Source organism: Gillisella vitis, assembly GCF_021559775.1.
GTDB lineage: Bacteria > Pseudomonadota > Alphaproteobacteria > Rhizobiales > Rhizobiaceae > Allorhizobium > Allorhizobium ampelinum.
In genome coordinates this window covers 1,009,148-1,026,145 of record NZ_CP056047.1, presented here as the reverse complement: position 1 = coordinate 1,026,145, position 16,998 = coordinate 1,009,148, and the positions used below count along the sequence as shown (strand labels likewise).

General features: G+C 55.4%; 14 protein-coding genes. 6 read left to right on the top strand and 8 right to left on the bottom strand.

All coding sequences use genetic code 11. The features are described from left to right. Nucleotides 1-92: 92 nt before the first annotated feature. Nucleotides 93-260: a 50S ribosomal protein L33 gene (rpmG, locus tag AVCG78_RS04710; protein WP_015915679.1), complete on the top strand. Its 168-nt coding sequence runs from the start codon at nt 93-95 to the stop codon at nt 258-260. 1,038 nt (nt 261-1,298) lie between these two features. On the opposite strand, the gene AVCG78_RS04705 is transcribed toward rpmG, so the two are convergent. Both AVCG78_RS04705 and AVCG78_RS04700 read right to left on the bottom strand, forming a co-directional pair. After that, on the bottom strand, nt 1,299-2,669 hold the full coding sequence (locus AVCG78_RS04705) for a PleD family two-component system response regulator (protein WP_041696447.1): 1,371 nt from the start codon (nt 2,667-2,669) through the stop codon (nt 1,299-1,301). 187 nt (nt 2,670-2,856) lie between these two features. Further along, a complete protein-coding gene (locus AVCG78_RS04700; RefSeq protein WP_015915677.1) occupies nt 2,857-3,228 on the bottom strand; it encodes a response regulator in 372 nt (123 codons plus the stop codon). Nucleotides 3,229-3,563: 335 nt separating this feature from the next. Here AVCG78_RS04700 and AVCG78_RS04695 point away from each other — a divergent pair, with 335 nt between their 5' ends. From AVCG78_RS04695 to AVCG78_RS04680, 4 genes are all read left to right on the top strand, one after another. Next, on the top strand, nt 3,564-3,779 hold the full coding sequence (locus AVCG78_RS04695) for a DUF3572 domain-containing protein (protein WP_233741798.1): 216 nt from the start codon (nt 3,564-3,566) through the stop codon (nt 3,777-3,779). Then, a complete protein-coding gene (locus AVCG78_RS04690; RefSeq protein WP_071204379.1) occupies nt 3,779-4,426 on the top strand; it encodes a hypothetical protein in 648 nt (215 codons plus the stop codon). Before AVCG78_RS04695 ends, AVCG78_RS04690 begins: the two co-directional genes overlap by 1 nt. A 108-nt stretch (nt 4,427-4,534) precedes the next feature. After that, nucleotides 4,535-5,821, top strand: a complete 1,287-nt coding sequence (locus AVCG78_RS04685) for a DNA polymerase IV (RefSeq protein ID WP_071204501.1) — start codon at nt 4,535-4,537, stop codon at nt 5,819-5,821. A 249-nt stretch (nt 5,822-6,070) separates the two neighbouring features. Beyond that, the gene (locus tag AVCG78_RS04680; protein ID WP_071204378.1) at nt 6,071-7,306 is read left to right on the top strand and encodes a L,D-transpeptidase; all 1,236 of its coding nucleotides are present in this window, start codon (nt 6,071-6,073) and stop codon (nt 7,304-7,306) included. A 73-nt stretch (nt 7,307-7,379) separates the two neighbouring features. Here the strand turns inward: AVCG78_RS04680 and dnaE are convergent, their stop codons facing one another. The 6 genes from dnaE to AVCG78_RS04650 all read right to left on the bottom strand — a co-directional run bounded on the left by dnaE (nt 7,380) and on the right by AVCG78_RS04650 (nt 16,422). Then, on the bottom strand, nt 7,380-10,868 hold the full coding sequence (dnaE, locus tag AVCG78_RS04675; RefSeq protein WP_156582640.1) for a DNA polymerase III subunit alpha: 3,489 nt from the start codon (nt 10,866-10,868) through the stop codon (nt 7,380-7,382). A 581-nt stretch (nt 10,869-11,449) separates the two neighbouring features. Next, a complete protein-coding gene (locus AVCG78_RS04670; protein WP_071585282.1) occupies nt 11,450-12,139 on the bottom strand; it encodes an ABC transporter ATP-binding protein in 690 nt (229 codons plus the stop codon). Nucleotides 12,140-12,153: 14 nt separating this feature from the next. Then, complete coding sequence (locus AVCG78_RS04665; protein WP_015915670.1) at nt 12,154-13,461, bottom strand: lipoprotein-releasing ABC transporter permease subunit; 1,308 nt, start codon at nt 13,459-13,461, stop codon at nt 12,154-12,156. 19 nt (nt 13,462-13,480) lie between these two features. Next, nucleotides 13,481-14,803, bottom strand: a complete 1,323-nt coding sequence (gene proS / locus AVCG78_RS04660) for a proline--tRNA ligase (protein WP_071204597.1) — start codon at nt 14,801-14,803, stop codon at nt 13,481-13,483. A 599-nt stretch (nt 14,804-15,402) separates the two neighbouring features. Beyond that, nucleotides 15,403-15,672 carry a DUF1467 family protein gene (locus AVCG78_RS04655; protein ID WP_015915668.1) on the bottom strand — a complete coding sequence of 90 codons (270 nt, stop codon included), beginning with the start codon at nt 15,670-15,672 and terminating at the stop codon, nt 15,403-15,405. Nucleotides 15,673-15,828: 156 nt separating this feature from the next. Then, on the bottom strand, nt 15,829-16,422 hold the full coding sequence (locus AVCG78_RS04650) for a TetR/AcrR family transcriptional regulator (protein WP_071204598.1): 594 nt from the start codon (nt 16,420-16,422) through the stop codon (nt 15,829-15,831). Between the two features lie 157 nt (nt 16,423-16,579). On the opposite strand from AVCG78_RS04650, the gene AVCG78_RS04645 reads away from it, so the two are divergent. Then, a complete protein-coding gene (locus AVCG78_RS04645) occupies nt 16,580-16,978 on the top strand; it encodes a RidA family protein (RefSeq protein ID WP_015915666.1) in 399 nt (132 codons plus the stop codon). Nucleotides 16,979-16,998: the final 20 nt, after the last annotated feature.

The following is a 16,998-nucleotide window of genomic DNA, read 5'->3' as shown; positions in this document are numbered from 1 at the left end:
TTTTCGGTGGCGATTTGTAGTTTCCGCCCAGATTTGCCGTGGGCCCTGAAGGTCGTCACGGCTTTGTGTTATTCATGTAAGGCAGGACGACCATGGCCAAGGCTACAACCATCAAGATCAAGCTGCTGTCGACAGCCGATACGGGTTTCTTCTACGTCACCACCAAGAACAGCCGTACGATGACGGACAAGATGACGAAGACCAAATACGACCCGATCGCTCGCAAGCATGTCGAGTTTAAGGAAACCAAGATCAAGTGATCCTGGTTCTTCGTAAGAAGATTGAAAAGCGCGCTCCATCCGGCGCGCTTTTTTATGCCGTTTTGAGGATGGGCCAGCACGCCACGCAGACCGACTTTAAAAGCCGAGCCCGATCATGCCTGGGGCAATAGGCGTAAGGACGCAGTCGGCGCGAGGACAGTGACCCTACGCATAGAGAGGGGCGCAGGTTAGAATGCATCGGAAACCATCTCGACCGCGAAACGCAGAACGCCGCCTCCGGACAAGGAAGCGGCGTTGGGAAGCGGCGTTGGAATGGGGGTCGGCGGGCATGCAATAACGGCACGAGGAACCGCTTGATAATCGCACACCTGCCGACCAACCCCACGACCCAGGAGATGCGGCGGACCTGAGCACCATGGGGTATTGGTTAAACCTGTTATTCGTCAGTTTTTACTGCTTAATTTCTCAGATCCACAGGGATCGATGGATATCTCTAAGCAGCTTATAAAAACGGCATTTATTAAGAACCACAGCACACGTTAAAGCACAGCTTGCTATGGATGCATCGTAGTTGTCCCAACTATGCGCATATGAAATAAAAAATCAACATTTTCTTAACCGTTGCATCTTTTCGATGTCGGCATGGTTAAATTCTGCTCATTTCCGCTTCGTAAAAACAAATAGAATTAACACCCCAGAGAGGCAAGTATTTTCTCTGAAAAACTCTTGATATCGACGAAAAATCGTCGTTATCAACAATTCGAAAAACATAACTTTCTATTGCACCTCCATTTCTATCCAAAACAGAGTACAAAAATAAAACTATACCCTTATTTATTTATGGTATATTTTTTATTTTTTTAAAAGAAAATAGACATGTATCGAGCACATCTACAAGCTCTCGGAAAAGTCCGGGCAAACATGGCTTTCCATGTCAGGAGCAAATTTTTGCCAAACAGGATCCTTGAACACGCGCATGGATGTAACGGAAAATCACGGCAGATGAATTTTTGATGATGCGGGAGAGCGGGCTCCACGTGACCCCAAACACAAAGGCACAGCTGTGCTGAAATTACTTTAGGCCGCCGCCGACACGACCCTGTTACGGCCCTCGGTTTTGGCCTGATAGAGCGCGCGGTCAGCCTGTCTTAACAATTGTTCCGGACTTGCGACCTCATCTCCCGCCGTAGCGATGCCAAGCGATGCCGTAACATTCAGTTCGCCGCCAGATTGCAACCGAAATGGCTTTTTCTCTACCATCTCGCGCAGGCGCTCGGCCACCGTACCGGCCATCTCTTGCGACGTATCCGGCATCACGACCACGAATTCCTCACCGCCATAGCGGCAGGCAAGATCGGCTCCGCGCACCGTAGCGCGAATACGAGCAGCAAACTCCCGCAGAACGTCATCGCCCGCCTCATGGCCATAGGTGTCATTGACCAGCTTGAACCGATCGATATCCACCAGACACACCGAAAGCGGCTGCTTGCGCAGACTGGAGCGCTCGAACAACACTTTGATGTGGGTATCGAGATAGCGCCGATTGTGAAGTCCGGTAAGATCGTCGGTCACCGCCAGTTCAATGGTTTGCTGCACGCTGCTGCGCAGCCTGTCATTATACCGTTTGCGGCGTAGCTGGGTCAGCGTGCGCGCCAGAAGCTCATTGGTGTCGACCGGCCGGACAATGTAATCGTTGACGCCCAGATCCAACGCCCGCACGATCAAGTATTCCTCGCCTTGGTCGGCAATCAGCAAAATCGGAATGAAGCGGGTGCGGTCCAGCGACCGCAGCTGCGAACACAGGCGCAGCGGATCGTAATCCTCCAGCGTGCCATTGACGATAACCAGGTCGAAATTGCTTTCCGCCGCCTCAAACAGCGCGGCCTGGGCGTCGGACATCGCAACAACATCGGCCACAGGCTTCAACGCCTTGATGATGCGCTCCTGCGAACTGGCGCGGCTATCGACCAGCAGAACCTGGCCGACCTCGTCCATACGACCGTCGCCGAGATGAATGTTGCTGTCTATGCCCATTTTCTGCGCCGTCTCGGCGCGGATGCGCAATTCATCGGAAAGGGTTTTCAGACGCACCAGACTTTTAACCCGGGAGATCAGTTGCAGATCGTTGACCGGCTTGGTCAGAAAATCGTCAGCGCCAGCCTTCAATCCCCTCACCCGGTCCGAAGGCTGGTCCAGTGCCGTGACCATCACCACGGGAATATGGGCCGTGCGCGGGCTGGATTTCAGCCGCTCGCACACTTCAAAGCCGTCAATGCCTGGCATCATGACATCAAGAAGGACGACGTCCACCTGGGTGCGGTCGCAGATATCCAGCGCCTTCAACCCGTCTTCCGCCGTCAATACCTCGAAATATTCCGCCAGCAGCCGCGCTTCCAACAGCTTCACATTGGCAGGAACATCATCAACAACCAGAATACGGGCTGTCATCAGCCATCACCCCTTGAAGCATGCCTGGCGCACACGCGCGACCGGCTCTGCATGAACATTGCGCCAACCCGACAGACTGGCACTTCAGATAGAATTCATAACTTCCAGAGCGCCGCGGTCCGTCAGGCATTTGACCAGATCTCACGGCGATCGCCTATGGGTTTGAGAACCCCGCGCTGCCTACGCCTCAGGCGTCGCCCAGATAGGTCTTGATCGTTTCCAGGAATTTTGGCACGGAAATCGGCTTCGACACATAGGCCTCGCACCCACCCTGGCGAATACGTTCCTCATCGCCCTTCATGGCAAAGGCAGTCACCGCGATCACGGGAATAACGTGCAGCTCGCTATCCTGCTTCAGCCATTTGGTCACTTCCAGGCCGGAAACTTCCGGTAGCTGTATGTCCATCAGGATCAGATCGGGATGATGTTTGCGGGCCAATTCCAGCGCTTCCATGCCGTTACGTGTCTGGATGGTCGCATAGCCCGACGCTTCGATCAGATCACGAAACAGTTTCATGTTCAGCTCGTTATCTTCAACGATCATCACCTTTTTCGGCATTTTCAATCCTTGCTTTCCCGCCCTCCATGGTGGATGACAGGCGTAACAGACATAAAGATTCATTCTTTTGTGAAATAGAATTTAGCGCGATTTGGTTGAGAAATAGGTAATTCCCCGGCACATTGCGACACAAGTCAGTCAAGACAATTTAACCGTGATAAACCGAAAATAACAACCGGTTTAAGCGAATTGACCGGATAGAACGAACTGCCGGACGAAACAAACGGGAATGGGCATAGACTGTGCGAGACAAAGTGACGATCAAGACGGTTTCAGCAGAGCATGCCGAACAAACGGCGATTGCCGTGCTCGGTTGGCTGGCGAGTGAGCCGGACATGCTGGGACGCTTTCTGTCCCTGACCGGCCTGGAGCCTCAGCAATTGCGCCTGGCCGTCAATGACCCGGAATTTCTGGCCGGACTTCTGGAGTTTCTCATGCAGCATGAACCGACCTTGCTGGAATTCTGCTCCGCCACACAGACCCGACCGGAAGATGTTATTGCAGCCTATCACGTCTATGTTCGGCCTGCACTTGATTCCGGTGAAATCTGATGGGCGAGATTGTCGACTTCAACCACGTTCAATTGGCGGACCGGCCATTGCTGATCAGCGACGTCGACGACGTCGTGCTGGAATTCCTGGTGCCCTTCGAGGCCTATCTCGACAGCCTGGGCCATCGTCTCTTGCCGAAATCCTTTCGACTGCATGGCAATATCGTGTCAGCCAAGGACCAGCTTGCGCTGGACGATCAGATCGTCACGGATCTCCTGCTGACGTTTTTCGAAAAGCAGGAAGAATGGCAGACCCCGTTTGGCGATGCCGTGGCCGTGCTGCAACGGATCGGCAAGATTGCCGATATTGTGTTTCTGACCGCCATGCCCCCCGCCTTTACCGCCCAGCGGCGCCGTCTGCTGGATCGGCTGGGGCTGGATTTCCCACTCCTGGCCACGGAAAGCCCAAAGGGACCAGTTGTGAAAGCCCTGCATGGCGACCGACCCCTGCCCTTCGCCTTCATGGATGACATGGCCCATAATCTCCATTCCGTGGGCGAGCATGCACCGGACTGCCTACTGGTGCAGATCGGGCCTCAGTCTGAAATTCATCGCCACGCGCCGCCGCCCGGCCCCCATGTATTGCGTGCCGACGATTGGCACGATGCCAGCGAGCGCGTTCTCCGCCATTTCCAGGCGCGGGTCTGATCCGCTTCCGTCTTTTACTTTTTCAGGCCATGGGGATTAGCAAGGGTTCCCCTTGCAGGCACTGAAAACCCGGCTTATGGTGGCGATGTTCAACATATGTTCTCGCCCATGTCTGCTGCGCCGCCCCTCCATTCCGGCTTTTGTCGTGATTGCCTTTCCCTACAGGCGGAAGGCAAGCGGAGATGCACGGCTTGCGGCAGCCCTCGCCTCGTCTATCACCCGGAACTGTTTAAGCTGACATTGGCCCATATCGATTGCGACGCCTTTTATGCCTCGGTTGAAAAGCGCGACAATCCAGACCTGATCGACAAGCCATTGATCATTGGCGGTGGTAAGCGCGGTGTGGTTTCCACCGCCTGTTACGTGGCCCGCATCCATGGTGTGCGCTCGGCCATGCCGATGTTCAAGGCGTTGGAAGCTTGCCCTGACGCCGTAGTCATTCCGCCGAATATGGAAAAATATTCCCGCGTCGGGCGCCAGGTCCGGGCGATGATGGAGGAATTGACCCCTTTGGTGCAACCCCTGTCCATTGATGAGGCCTTTCTGGAATTGAAAGGCACAGAAACCCTGCATCACGCGCCACCCGCCCTTGTGCTGGCACGGCTTGCCCGGCGTATTGAAAGCGAGATCGGCATCACCGTTTCCGTTGGCCTGTCCTATTGTAAATTTCTGGCGAAAGTGGCGTCCGACCTGCAAAAACCCCGGGGCTTTTCAGTCGTCGGCGAGGCCGAAGCGCTGGACTTTCTGGCGCCCCGCCCTGTCACCACGATCTGGGGCGTCGGCAAGGCCTTCGCCAGCACCTTGGAAAAAGACGGCATTCGCACCATCGGACAATTGCAAACCATGGAGGAAAGCGACCTGATCCGCCGCTATGGCAGCATGGGCCAACGACTGGCACGGCTATCGAAAGGCATCGACGACCGGGATGTCCATACCAATGACCCGGCCAAAAGCATCTCCGCCGAAACCACGTTCTTTGACGATATTTCCCGCCGGGAAGACCTTGTTCCCCATCTGCGCAAGCTCTCGGAGAAAGTCGCCTGGCGATTGAAAAAACAGGAACTGGCTGGACACACCGTTATCTTGAAGCTGAAGAGCGCCGATTTCAAATTGCGCACCCGTAACCGGCGCTTGGACGATCCCACTCAACTCGCCGACAGGATCTTTCGCACGGGCCTGCAAATGCTGGAAAAGGAAGCCGATGGCACGAAATTTCGGCTAATCGGTATCGGCATCAGCGATTTTGCCGATCCAAGCCTGGCCGACCCCCCGGATCTGGTCGATCCGGATGCCGCCCGCCGCGCCAAGGCGGAAGCCGCCATGGACCAATTGCGGATGAAATTCGGCAAGGGCATGGTCGAAACCGGCTTCACCTTCGGCAGCAATAAAAAATAGCCACTATCAAAGCGCCGTTGTCAAAGCATTGCCCGTCAACTTTGTGTGACCGGCCATGCCGGGTAAGCAATCGTTAAAGATCGACGTTTATTTTAGGATTCAGCCTGCACGCGGCTGCATCCTTTGTGCATTTTATAAAACGCACGGCGGTATAGGCGTTTACCAACTGATTTCTCGGCACATCGTTGCTCACATGATCAGGCGACCTTTTGAAGGCCCAGTTTTTCCCGGTTTACAAATGAGGGCACCATGACGGTCCGCACCATGTTTCGTTCGATGTTCCTGTCCGCTTCCCTGCTCGCGTTGAGCGCAGGCCTGTCGCAGGCCTCCGCCAGAGACGGCAGCGCATTGCAAATCATCGTGTCGAAACAGACGCAATCTCTCACGGTCTATGATGGAGACCGGATCATCGCCTCTTCGAAGGTTTCTACTGGTAAGGAAGGTCATACGACGCCGTCTGGAATCTTCTCGATCATCCAAAAGACGAAATATCACGAATCCAACCTTTATTCGAATGCGCCCATGCCCTGGATGCAACGAATCACCTGGTCTGGCGTTGCCTTGCATGAATCGAACAGCGTACCAAACCGGCCAGCCTCGCATGGCTGCGTGCGCCTGCCCGGCCAATTTGCGCGTGAGCTCTACGGCATGACCCGGCTGGGTGCGCATGTGCTGATCAGCGATGCTCCGGTTGCGCCCACTCCGATTGAGCACCCGTTCCTGTTCAGCCCGGCGCAACAACAGCAAGGCCCGCAAATCCTGTCCGACGCCCGCCTGCGCGGTACGGACGGCACCAGCGGCACAGAACCGGTAGAAGTGGCGATGGCCGATCTGCCCCGCCCCAAACCCCAGGCTACAATTAACGGACAACCACCTTTGAGCCTGTTGATCACGTTTCGGGGTGAAACCGAAACCATCCATGACGCCCAACTTCTGTTGCAGGATATGGGGTTTGAGACGGGCGGCCATGATGGTCATGCCGGCCCCCTGACCCGCACCGCCATCCAGGGCTTCAAACGGTGGAAACGTCTGCCCCTGAAGGGTCCGCTCATTACGCCGACGTTCCTGAGCGCTCTCTATCAAACTGCTGGCAAGCCGATGCCACCTGTTGGCCAAATCTATGTGCGGCAGGCCTTCAAGCCGGTCTTCGATGCACCTATTGTCATCGACCAGCCGGAAAAACAACTTGGCACGCATTTTTTCGCAGCGAAGCTGGAGAGTGCCGGTGGGAAGGCTCATTGGCAGGTGACCAGCCTTGAGCCAGCTTCCACGGTCTCAAATTCGTCGATTGTCACTATTGGCAAGGTGCAGCCAACCGCCTCCAATGGGTTGGATACGGTTCTCAATCGCATTCACATCCCGGAAGACATCCGCGAGCGCATTGAAACGACCATGACGACAGGCACCGTGATGACGATTACCGACCATGGGCTAAGCCCGGATACGGTCGACGGCACAGACTTCATCACCAACTTGCCGGGATAACGGCAATACCGAAATAATCCATGTCGCTTGAGCCCGGGCAGCGGTTTTGCGAGAGCGGCGCTACAAAGAGTGCCTATACCAATTCAACATCCACCACGCCCGGCGCGGACCGCATGGCGGCGGCGATTTCCGGGGTGATACGGAAACGTTGATTGAGTTCGACCTCGATTTCGCGGCGGCCATCTTCCTTGATCACCACGAAGGAAACCAGTCCATCGCCCTTGGTATTGAGATGGGCGGCGAGCGCCCGCAAGGGACTGGAATCGCGCAGATAGACACGCAACGTCTTTTGCATCTGCAAGGATTTTTCTTCCAAAGACTGCGCCGTCTGGATACGAAGACCAATGCCTTCCGGCCGTTCTTCTGCGGCAACCGTGATCACCAGTGACTTGCCCGATTCGAGCAGGTCGCGATACTGGTTCAAGCCTTCCGAAAACAGCACAGCCTCGAACTGGCCAGTGGCATCCGAAAAGGTCACGATGCCCATTTTGTTTCCGGTTCGTGTCTTGCGCTCCTGCTTTGAAATCACCGTGCCGGCCAGCCGACCCGCCGTCGCGCCCTGGCGCACAGCGCCGGAAAAGTCCGCGAAATTCTGCACGCGCATCTTTTCCAGCAGTGGTTTATAGGTGTCGAGCGGATGGGCCGAAAGATAAAAGCCCAGAACCTGAAACTCCCGCATCAGCTTTTCGGATGGCAGCCAGGGTGTATAGGTCGGAAAAGAAATCCGCTCCGGCCCTGTGGCGCCGCCAGAGCCGAACATGTCCGACTGGCCGCTGACGGCATTTTCCTGGGCGCGTTGCGCATAGCCGATGATCCGGTCCATGCCAGCCAGCAATTCAGGACGGTCGCGGCCAAAACAATCGAAGGCACCGGCAAAAATCAGGCTTTCAAATACCCGGCGATTGATCTGCTTCGGGTCGATCCGTAGACAAAAATCCTCGAGATCGGCAAAGGGCGTATCGGCGCGGACCGTTACGATATGCTCGACGGCTGCATCACCGACGCCCTTCAAGGCAGCCAGCGAATAGTAAATCCTGTTCGGCCCCGTCTGGAAGTGCCGGAAAGAAGTCTGAACCGACGGTGGCACGACCTCAATACCGAGACGCCCGGCATCCTGGCGGAAATCCACCAGTTTTTCGGTATTGGCCATATCGAGTGTCATCGACGCTGCCAGAAACTCCACCGGATAATGGGCCTTCATATAGGCGGTCTGGTAGGAGACAATCGCATAGGCTGCGGCGTGGGATTTGTTGAAGCCGTAATTGGCAAACTTTGCCAGCAGGTCGAAAATGTTGTCGGCCTGGGGCTTTGAGACGCCATTCTTCACCGCGCCATCGACGAAACGGGCGCGCTGCTTGTCCATTTCCTCCTTGATCTTCTTACCCATGGCGCGGCGCAGAAGATCCGCTTCACCAAGCGAATAGCCCGACAGAACCTGGGCCACCTGCATGACCTGTTCCTGATAGACGATAACCCCCTGGGTTTCCTTCAGAAGGTAATCGATGGTCGGATGGATCGATTCGATCTCCTCCTCGCCATGCTTACGGGCATTGTAGACGGGAATATTCTCCATCGGCCCCGGACGATAGAGCGCCACCAGCGCGATAATATCCTCGATACAGTCGGGTCGCATACCGATCAGTGCCTTGCGCATGCCGGCACTTTCCACCTGGAACACACCGACGGTCTCACCGCGTGACAGCATTTGATAGGTTTTTTCGTCGTCCAGCGGAATTGTCGCCAGGTCAATCTCGATATCGCGCAACCGGCAGAAATCCACGGCGGTTTTCAGCACTGTCAGCGTCTTCAATCCGAGAAAGTCGAACTTGACCAGCCCTGCCTGCTCCACCCACTTCATGTTAAACTGGGTGACCGGCATATCCGAGCGCGGATCGCGGTACATCGGCACCAGCTTGGACAGCGGTCGGTCACCGATAACGATACCGGCGGCATGGGTCGAGGCGTGGCGATAAAGCCCCTCGATCTTCTGGGCGATATCCAGAAGACGGGCAACGACAGGCTCCTTCTCCGCTTCCTCCTGAAACTTTGGCTCTTCTTCGATAGCCTTGGACAAGGGGGTCGGATTGGCCGGATTGTTCGGCACCAGCTTACAGATCCTGTCGACCTGCCCATAGGGCATTTCCAGCACACGGCCAACGTCGCGCAAGGCTGCACGCGCTTGGAGCGACCCGAAGGTGATGATCTGCGCCACCTGCTCGCGTCCGTATTTACGCTGCACATAACGGATTACCTCTTCACGGCGATCCTGGCAGAAGTCGATGTCGAAGTCGGGCATCGAGACGCGCTCAGGATTGAGGAAGCGTTCGAACAGCAAGGAGAACCGCAGCGGATCGACATCGGTAATGGTCAAGGCATAGGCGACCAGCGAACCCGCACCGGACCCACGGCCAGGGCCAACGGGAATGTCCTGGCTCTTGGCCCATTTGATGAAGTCGGCAACGATCAGGAAGTAGCCGGGAAATTTCATCCGCTCGATGACGCCGAGCTCGAAATCCAGCCGATCTCGATATTCCTTCTCATCATAGCCTGGTGCCATGCCAAGCTTTGCCAGCCGGTCATCCAATCCCTCGATGGCCTGGCGGCGCAACTCCCCAGCCTCGGCGCGCTCAGCCTCTTCCGGATCGTCGCTACCGCCGGTAAAGCGCGGCAGTATAGGGTTGCGGGTGTCGAGAACGAAAGAACAGCGGCTGGCAATCTCCACCGTGTTTTCAAGCGCTTCCGGCAGATCCCTAAACAAGGTCTGCATTTCCTTGCGGCTTTTCAGATAGTGATCCGGGGTCAGGCGAAACCGCCGGTCGTCGGAGACGATGGCATTATGGGCAACGGCCATCAGCGCGTCATGGGCATCATAATCGTCACGGCTCGGAAAGAAGGCCTCATTGGTGGCAACCAATGGAATATCATGATCATAAGCGAGCGCGATCATCCGGCTTTCATGCACACGGTCATAACCTTGGTGGCGCTGCAATTCGATATAAAGCCGATCTCCGAACAGCGATTTGAGCGTCTGAAGCCGCGACAGCGCCTGCGCTTGATGACCGTCCTTCACCGGCAGATCGACCGGACCGCCTGCTGCACCCGTCAGGGCGATCAGGCCATCCGTGCCGATCTCTTCCAACCAGGAGGCGGTGATATGCACAGACTGCGTATTATCGCCCTGGAGATAGGCACGGCTGACCAAGTCTACCAGCCGCTCATAACCCGCCGGATCGGCGGCGAGAAGCACAATGGCGGGATATTTGGCAAGAGAGCTATTGCCCCGCTTTTCCTCATTGGCGTCTTCCATATCGATGGACAATTGACAGCCAATGATCGGCTGCAAGCCATCGCCGAGCGCCTTCTGGGAAAACTCGAGCGCTATGAACAGGTTATTGGTATCGGTAATGGCAATGGCCGGTTGCTGATCAGACGCAACCTTGCTCAAGATCTTCTTCAGCGGCAGCGCACCTTCCAGCAGCGAATAGGCCGAATGCACTCTTAAATGGACGAAACCTGGACCCGCATTCACTACAGCTTGTCCGCTTGCGCCCATATCACTCATTGCATCCATCCTGCTTGCTTGTCGCCGCTGTGCACTGAAGATCGCCGCCATAAAACTTCCTCGTCAAACTGAAATCAGCCCACGGAAAAAGGAATGCAGCAGATGTAAAGTGTTACCGCGTCCAATGTGCATTTAACAAAACGCACAGCGCTGTATGGAGGTTATTGTCCTAGGTTTAATCCGCCATGTCCAGAAGACATAAAGCCTAACCGCGACCTATCCCCTTAAAGCGTCAGGCGCCTTTGGCAGACCCATCTAGATCAGGTCGCGCCAATACGATGCCTGGCATTTCAAAAAGCCATCGCCAGAACAGACAAGCTGGCGATAAAAACAGCCAGCGATGCGAATGCGGCGATGTCATGCAGAATGTCACTCATAGCTCACTCCTGTCTGGTTATGTATCCATTTTGTTCTCCTTTTGTTTGTTCGTCAACAGAAATTTTTTCCCGGAGTTTGTCTACCAAAACCGGTTTCCATTTTTCTCTGACAAACACTAAGCGCCATACGAAAAACCCGCCGATCAGATGATCGACGGGTTTTGATATCGCTGATGTAAAAACTCTTTTCAGACCCGTGGGCGATTACAAATCGAAATCGACGATTCTGCCGTCCTGGAGAGTGACACAGCGGTCCATCCGCCGGGCTAGTTCGTGATTATGGGTCGCGATCAACGCCGCAAGACCGGACTGGCGCACCAGAGCTTCCAGCGCGGAAAACACATAAGCTGCGGTTTCCGGATCGAGATTACCGGTCGGCTCGTCCGCCAACAGCAACAGCGGCGCATTGGCAACAGCACGGGCAATGGCCACGCGCTGCTGTTCGCCGCCAGAAAGCTCGGCGGGACGGTGATCACCGCGATGGCCGATGCGCATGTAATCAAGCAAAGCCTTGGCACGCTTGCTGGCTTCCGGAATGCTCAAGCCCGCAATCATCTGCGGCATCATGATGTTTTCAAGCGCCGAAAACTCCGGCAACAGGTGATGGAACTGATAGACGAAACCAATGCTGCTGCGGCGCATGGCCGTGCGGCCTTCCTCTGACAATTCATTGCAACGGGTGCCGCCAATCAGCACGTCGCCATCCGTCGGATGTTCCAGCAGACCAGCAATATGCAGCAGGGTGGACTTGCCCGTGCCCGACGGAGCAACAAGAGCGACGGTTTCGCCTTCGTATAATTTTAGCCCGGCGCCTTTCAGAATGGAAAGCTTGGTTTCGCCTTCCCCATAGGTGCGCGAAACCTCCGAAATTTCAAGAACAGGGTTGTTCGCCATGGATCCGCTGTTCCTTATTCGTAACGCAGGGCTTGTACGGGGTCGAGCCGGGCCGCCCGCCATGCCGGAAAGATGGTGGCGATGAAGGATAGGGTGAGCGACATGATAATCACCGAAACCGTTTCACCGAAGCTCATATCCGCCGGCAATTTGCTGAGGAAATAGAGTTGCGGATCAAACAACACCGTACCGGAGACCCAGGAGAAGAAATTCCGGATCGATTCGATGTTCAGACAGACCAGCACGCCCAGTCCAACGCCAGCGAACGTGCCAGCGATGCCGATGGCCGCACCCGTCATGAAGAAGATCCGAAGGATCGAACTTGAACTGGCGCCCATGGTCTTCAGAATGGCGATATCGCTGCTCTTGTCCTTCACCAGCATGATCAGGCCGGAAATGATGTTCAAGGCCGCGACGATGACGATCAATGTCAGGATCATGAACATCACATTACGCTCCACCTGCAAGGCGGAGAAGAAGGTCTGGTTGCGCTGGCGCCAATCGCTGATGAACACCTGACGGCCCGCTGCCGCCTCGACTTTGGGGCGCAGCTCATCGATGTCGTCAGGATTGGTGACGAACAATTCGATGGATTGCACCACGCCTTCCGCGTTGAAATAGAGCTGCGATTCTTCAAGCGGCATGTAAATGATCGAGGAATCATATTCCGACATGCCGATCTCGAACGTACCGGAAATCTTGTAGGATTTGACCCGCGGGTTGACTCCCATCGGGGTCACGTCCCCCTCTGGCGAGACCAGAGTGATGGAATCGCCCGCCTGCAAACCGAGATCGTTGGCCATGCGCGAACCGATCAGCACGCCCTGGCCGGATGTGAAGCCCACCATGTCGCCGGTTTTGATATTTGCCGCCACTTCCTTGAGCTTCAACAGGTCGTCGGGGCGGATGCCGCGCACCAACGCACCCGTCCCAGCCCCACCCTTGCCAGAGGCCAGCGTCTGGCCCTCGACCAGCGGCAGCGCCATGGTGACACCAGGGACGGCAGAGAATTTCTTGGCAAGATCGGCAAAGTCGGTAAAGGGACTGTCGACCGGCTGAACGATCATATGCCCGTTTATGCCGAGGATACGAGAAATCAACTCGGTCCGAAAACCGTTCATGACAGCCATGACGATAATCAGGGTCGCAACCCCAAGCATGATGCCGACAAAGGAAAAGCCGGCAATGACCGAAATCACCGCCTCTTTGCGCCGAGCACGCAGGTAGCGCCAAGCTACCATGCGCTCGAATGCGGAAAACGGCTTTGCGGATGATGGCACTGCGGTATCGCCTGCCGCAGAGCTTCCGGTTTCACTGCTCAATCTTGCCTCCTGGCGTCGCTCAACCGGCAAGACGGTTGATGGCGGCCTCGATGGTCATGGTTTCACGCTCGCCGGTTTTACGGTTCTTCAGCTCGACTTCGCCATTGGCGACCGACCTCGGACCGACGATCACCTGGTAGGGAACGCCGATCAGATCCGCCAGCGCGAATTTCGCACCGGCGCGATCATCGGTATCATCGAGAAGAACATCCTTGCCAGCCTTGGTCAGCGCCCCGTACACGGTGTCGCAAGCGCCATCGCAACCGGCATCCCCAGCCTTCATGTTGATGATGATGGCATCGAACGGCGCGACGGAAGCCGGCCAGATAATGCCATTTTCATCATGGGAAGCTTCGATAATGGCCGGAACAAGGCGGGTCGGCCCAATACCATAGGATCCCATGTGGACAAGATGTTCCTTACCATCAGGTCCCTGCACCTTGGCGCCCATCGGTTCGGAATATTTGGTGCCGAAATAGAAGATATGACCGACCTCGATACCACGAGCGGAAATTTTCGCGTCATCCGGCATGGCACCGTAAGCCGCCTCATCATGCATTTCCGAGGTTGCGGCATAGTGCGACGTCCACTCGTCAAAAATCGCCTGAAGGCCAGCAACATCGTCAAAATCGGTATCGGCAGGCGGAATGGCGCGATCCAGGAAGCTCTTGTGGCAAAAGACTTCCGATTCACCAGTATCGGCGAGAATGATGAATTCATGGCTGTGATTGCCACCGATCGGGCCGGTATCGGCGCGCATTGGAATGGCGCGCAGACCAAGCCGGTCAAACGTCCGAAGATAGGCGGCAAACATCTTGTTATAGGAGTGAATGGCGCCCTCCTTCGTCAAATCGAAGGAATAAGCGTCTTTCATCAAAAACTCGCGCGACCGCATCGTGCCGAAGCGCGGCCTGATCTCATCACGGAATTTCAATTGTATGTGATAGAGGTTCAGCGGCAGGGTCTTGTAGGATTTCACATAGGACCGGAAGATGTCCGTGATCATTTCCTCATTGGTGGGACCGTACAGCATGGGCCGGTCCTGCCGATCCTTAATCCGCAGCATTTCCTTGCCATAGTCGTCGTAACGACCGCTTTCCTGCCAAAGCTCCGCCGATTGCAGGGTCGGCATCAGCAATTCCACTGCTCCTGCCCGGTTCTGCTCCTGACGAATGATCGCATTGACCTTGTCCAGTACGCGTTTGCCCAGCGGCAGCCAGGAATAGATGCCCTGCGACTGCTGCCGGATCATGCCGGTGCGCAGCATCAGCCGGTGAGAAACGATTTCCGCTTCCTTGGGATTTTCCTTCAGGATAGGCAAAAAATAACGGGAGAGACGCATACCGACTTCCATTGGTGAGGCGAGCCGCATTTCGTGCGGAATCAGCCGTATATCTGGTTTTTCTTGAAGCCTTCTAACCGTTTCGCACACGGAAGAAAACCCGCCCCGTCCTTTTGTGCACGGCGGCGAAGGATAACAAGGCCCTGCGGCCCAATCTGCCTCATGCAGAGACATCTTAACGATCGGCTTGTTTTGGCTGGCTCATGACTGAACACCTGGCAAAAATACTGAGATCCAGCTCCAAAACCGGGGCAAATCACTTACGCCTGAGCATTCGCTCGCGGCTCAACCATGTCAAAATATTGACAAATCAGCAAAAATTTCCAGCTCAATTTCTTTTTTTAGAAAGCTGTAACAAAAATGCAAAAAGTTGATGACAAGTCTGCCTTGTTGAGCTAGTTTACGCTCACAAAACAGGCAGAAAGCTTAAATTTCTGCCGATTTCGCGGTTAAAGTCTTGGGAGGATCAGATCTTAGGCGCGGTCATTCGCAGCCCCTTAATTGGTGAAAGGTCACGCGACATTTCAATAACAAGGTCTTCGGGCCTTGTTTTTTTTTGCCCATACGGGTGCTGTCCGCTTACGGGACAGACCCACCGCTCAGCGAATATCAGGCATGACGTGCGGCAGGTCAGCAAAGCTGAAGCCGAAATAGCCGGACACGAAATTCCAGCCAAAAAAGATGACGGCAGCGACAATCGTCGTGGTACCCATCACCCGCCAGAAGCGGAATCCTGCTGGGGCGCTGGCCACGGTGCCTGGAACGATGGCGCTTTCTTCGTCCTGAGTCCGCACTCCAAAGGGCAGGACGGCAAACAGCGTAACCCACCAGAGAATGAAATAGATCGCTCCACCGGTAACCCAGGACATCACTCTTCCTCCCCGAAATGCACCCCGAACACAGTCGCAAGAGTGCAATCTACAGCATTGGGCCGAAAAGTGGAAACCGGTTTTCGGGAAAACCCGAGGCTATCGGCAGTACCTTTCACACCGTGATTGTTCAATCCGGCGGTGTGGGCAAACCGATCAAAGCGGATTGCGAAGCAAGCCTTCAGCCAGGGCGCGGAAAGCCTCGACCGCCTTTGGCAAGACATTTTCCGGATCATCGCTGGCCGCAATCCAAAGTGCCGCATCAAGGGCGGCCCCGCTCAGAAGCCGTGCAGCGGCTTCTGCATCAACCGGCTTTAGGACCTTTTGGGCAATAAGGGTCTCCAGGGCCCGGCGGGTTATCTGAAGACAGGTATTCTGGCTTGGCCATTTGGACGGGTCACCCAACACCGCGGGCCCGTCAAGCAACACGATGCGCTGGACTTCCGGATCCATTGCCATTTCGATATAGGCCACGCCCTCAGCCAGCAGGCGCTGCCAGTCTGTCGCGGCATGAGAACCGATTTGCTGGGCACGCACGGCCATTTCCGAATCGATCTGGTCGACAACCGCCGCCAACAGACCCCGCTTGTCGCCAAAGTTATGATAAAGCGCACCGCGCGTTAGCCCCGCAGCAGCGGTCAACTCGTCCATGGACGCCGCCGCATATCCCTTTTCAGCAAAGGCTTTTCGGCCTGCCGCAATCAATTTGATGCGGTTTTCCTCCATGGTTTCTCGTCGGGACTTTGCCATTCAGACCTCATTTCACATACGGTACGCATGTGAATTTGACATACGGTTCGTATACGGTTACCCTGGATACGAACCGTATACGAAATAACGGCTGCGTTGTGAAGCGTCGCGCAGACCCACTCACATTGTCATCCGATAACTCAGAAAAGAGAGAAAAATGACTGAGCGCGAAGCAATCTTTCCTGCCAATCGACATGCTCTTTACGAAGAACACGGTTATTCCGCCGCCATTCGCTCCGGTGACCTGTTGTTTGTCTCAGGTCAGGTCGGCAGCCTTGACGATGGAACACCTGAGCCTGATTTCAAGCGTCAAGTCCAACTGGCTTTCGAAAATCTCAAGGCCGTCTTGGGTGCTGCGGGATGCGGCTTGGAGGATATCGTCGATGTAACGACGTTTCACACGGACCCCGAACAGCAGTTTCCAATCATAATGCCTGTCAAGCAGGAGATCTTTCACAGCGCACCCTATCCGAACTGGACGGCCGTTGGGGTCACCTGGCTTGCCGGTTTCGATTTTGAAATAAAGGTCATTGCCCGTATTCCGAAAATTCATTGAAACCGAACCATCAAAGGGTC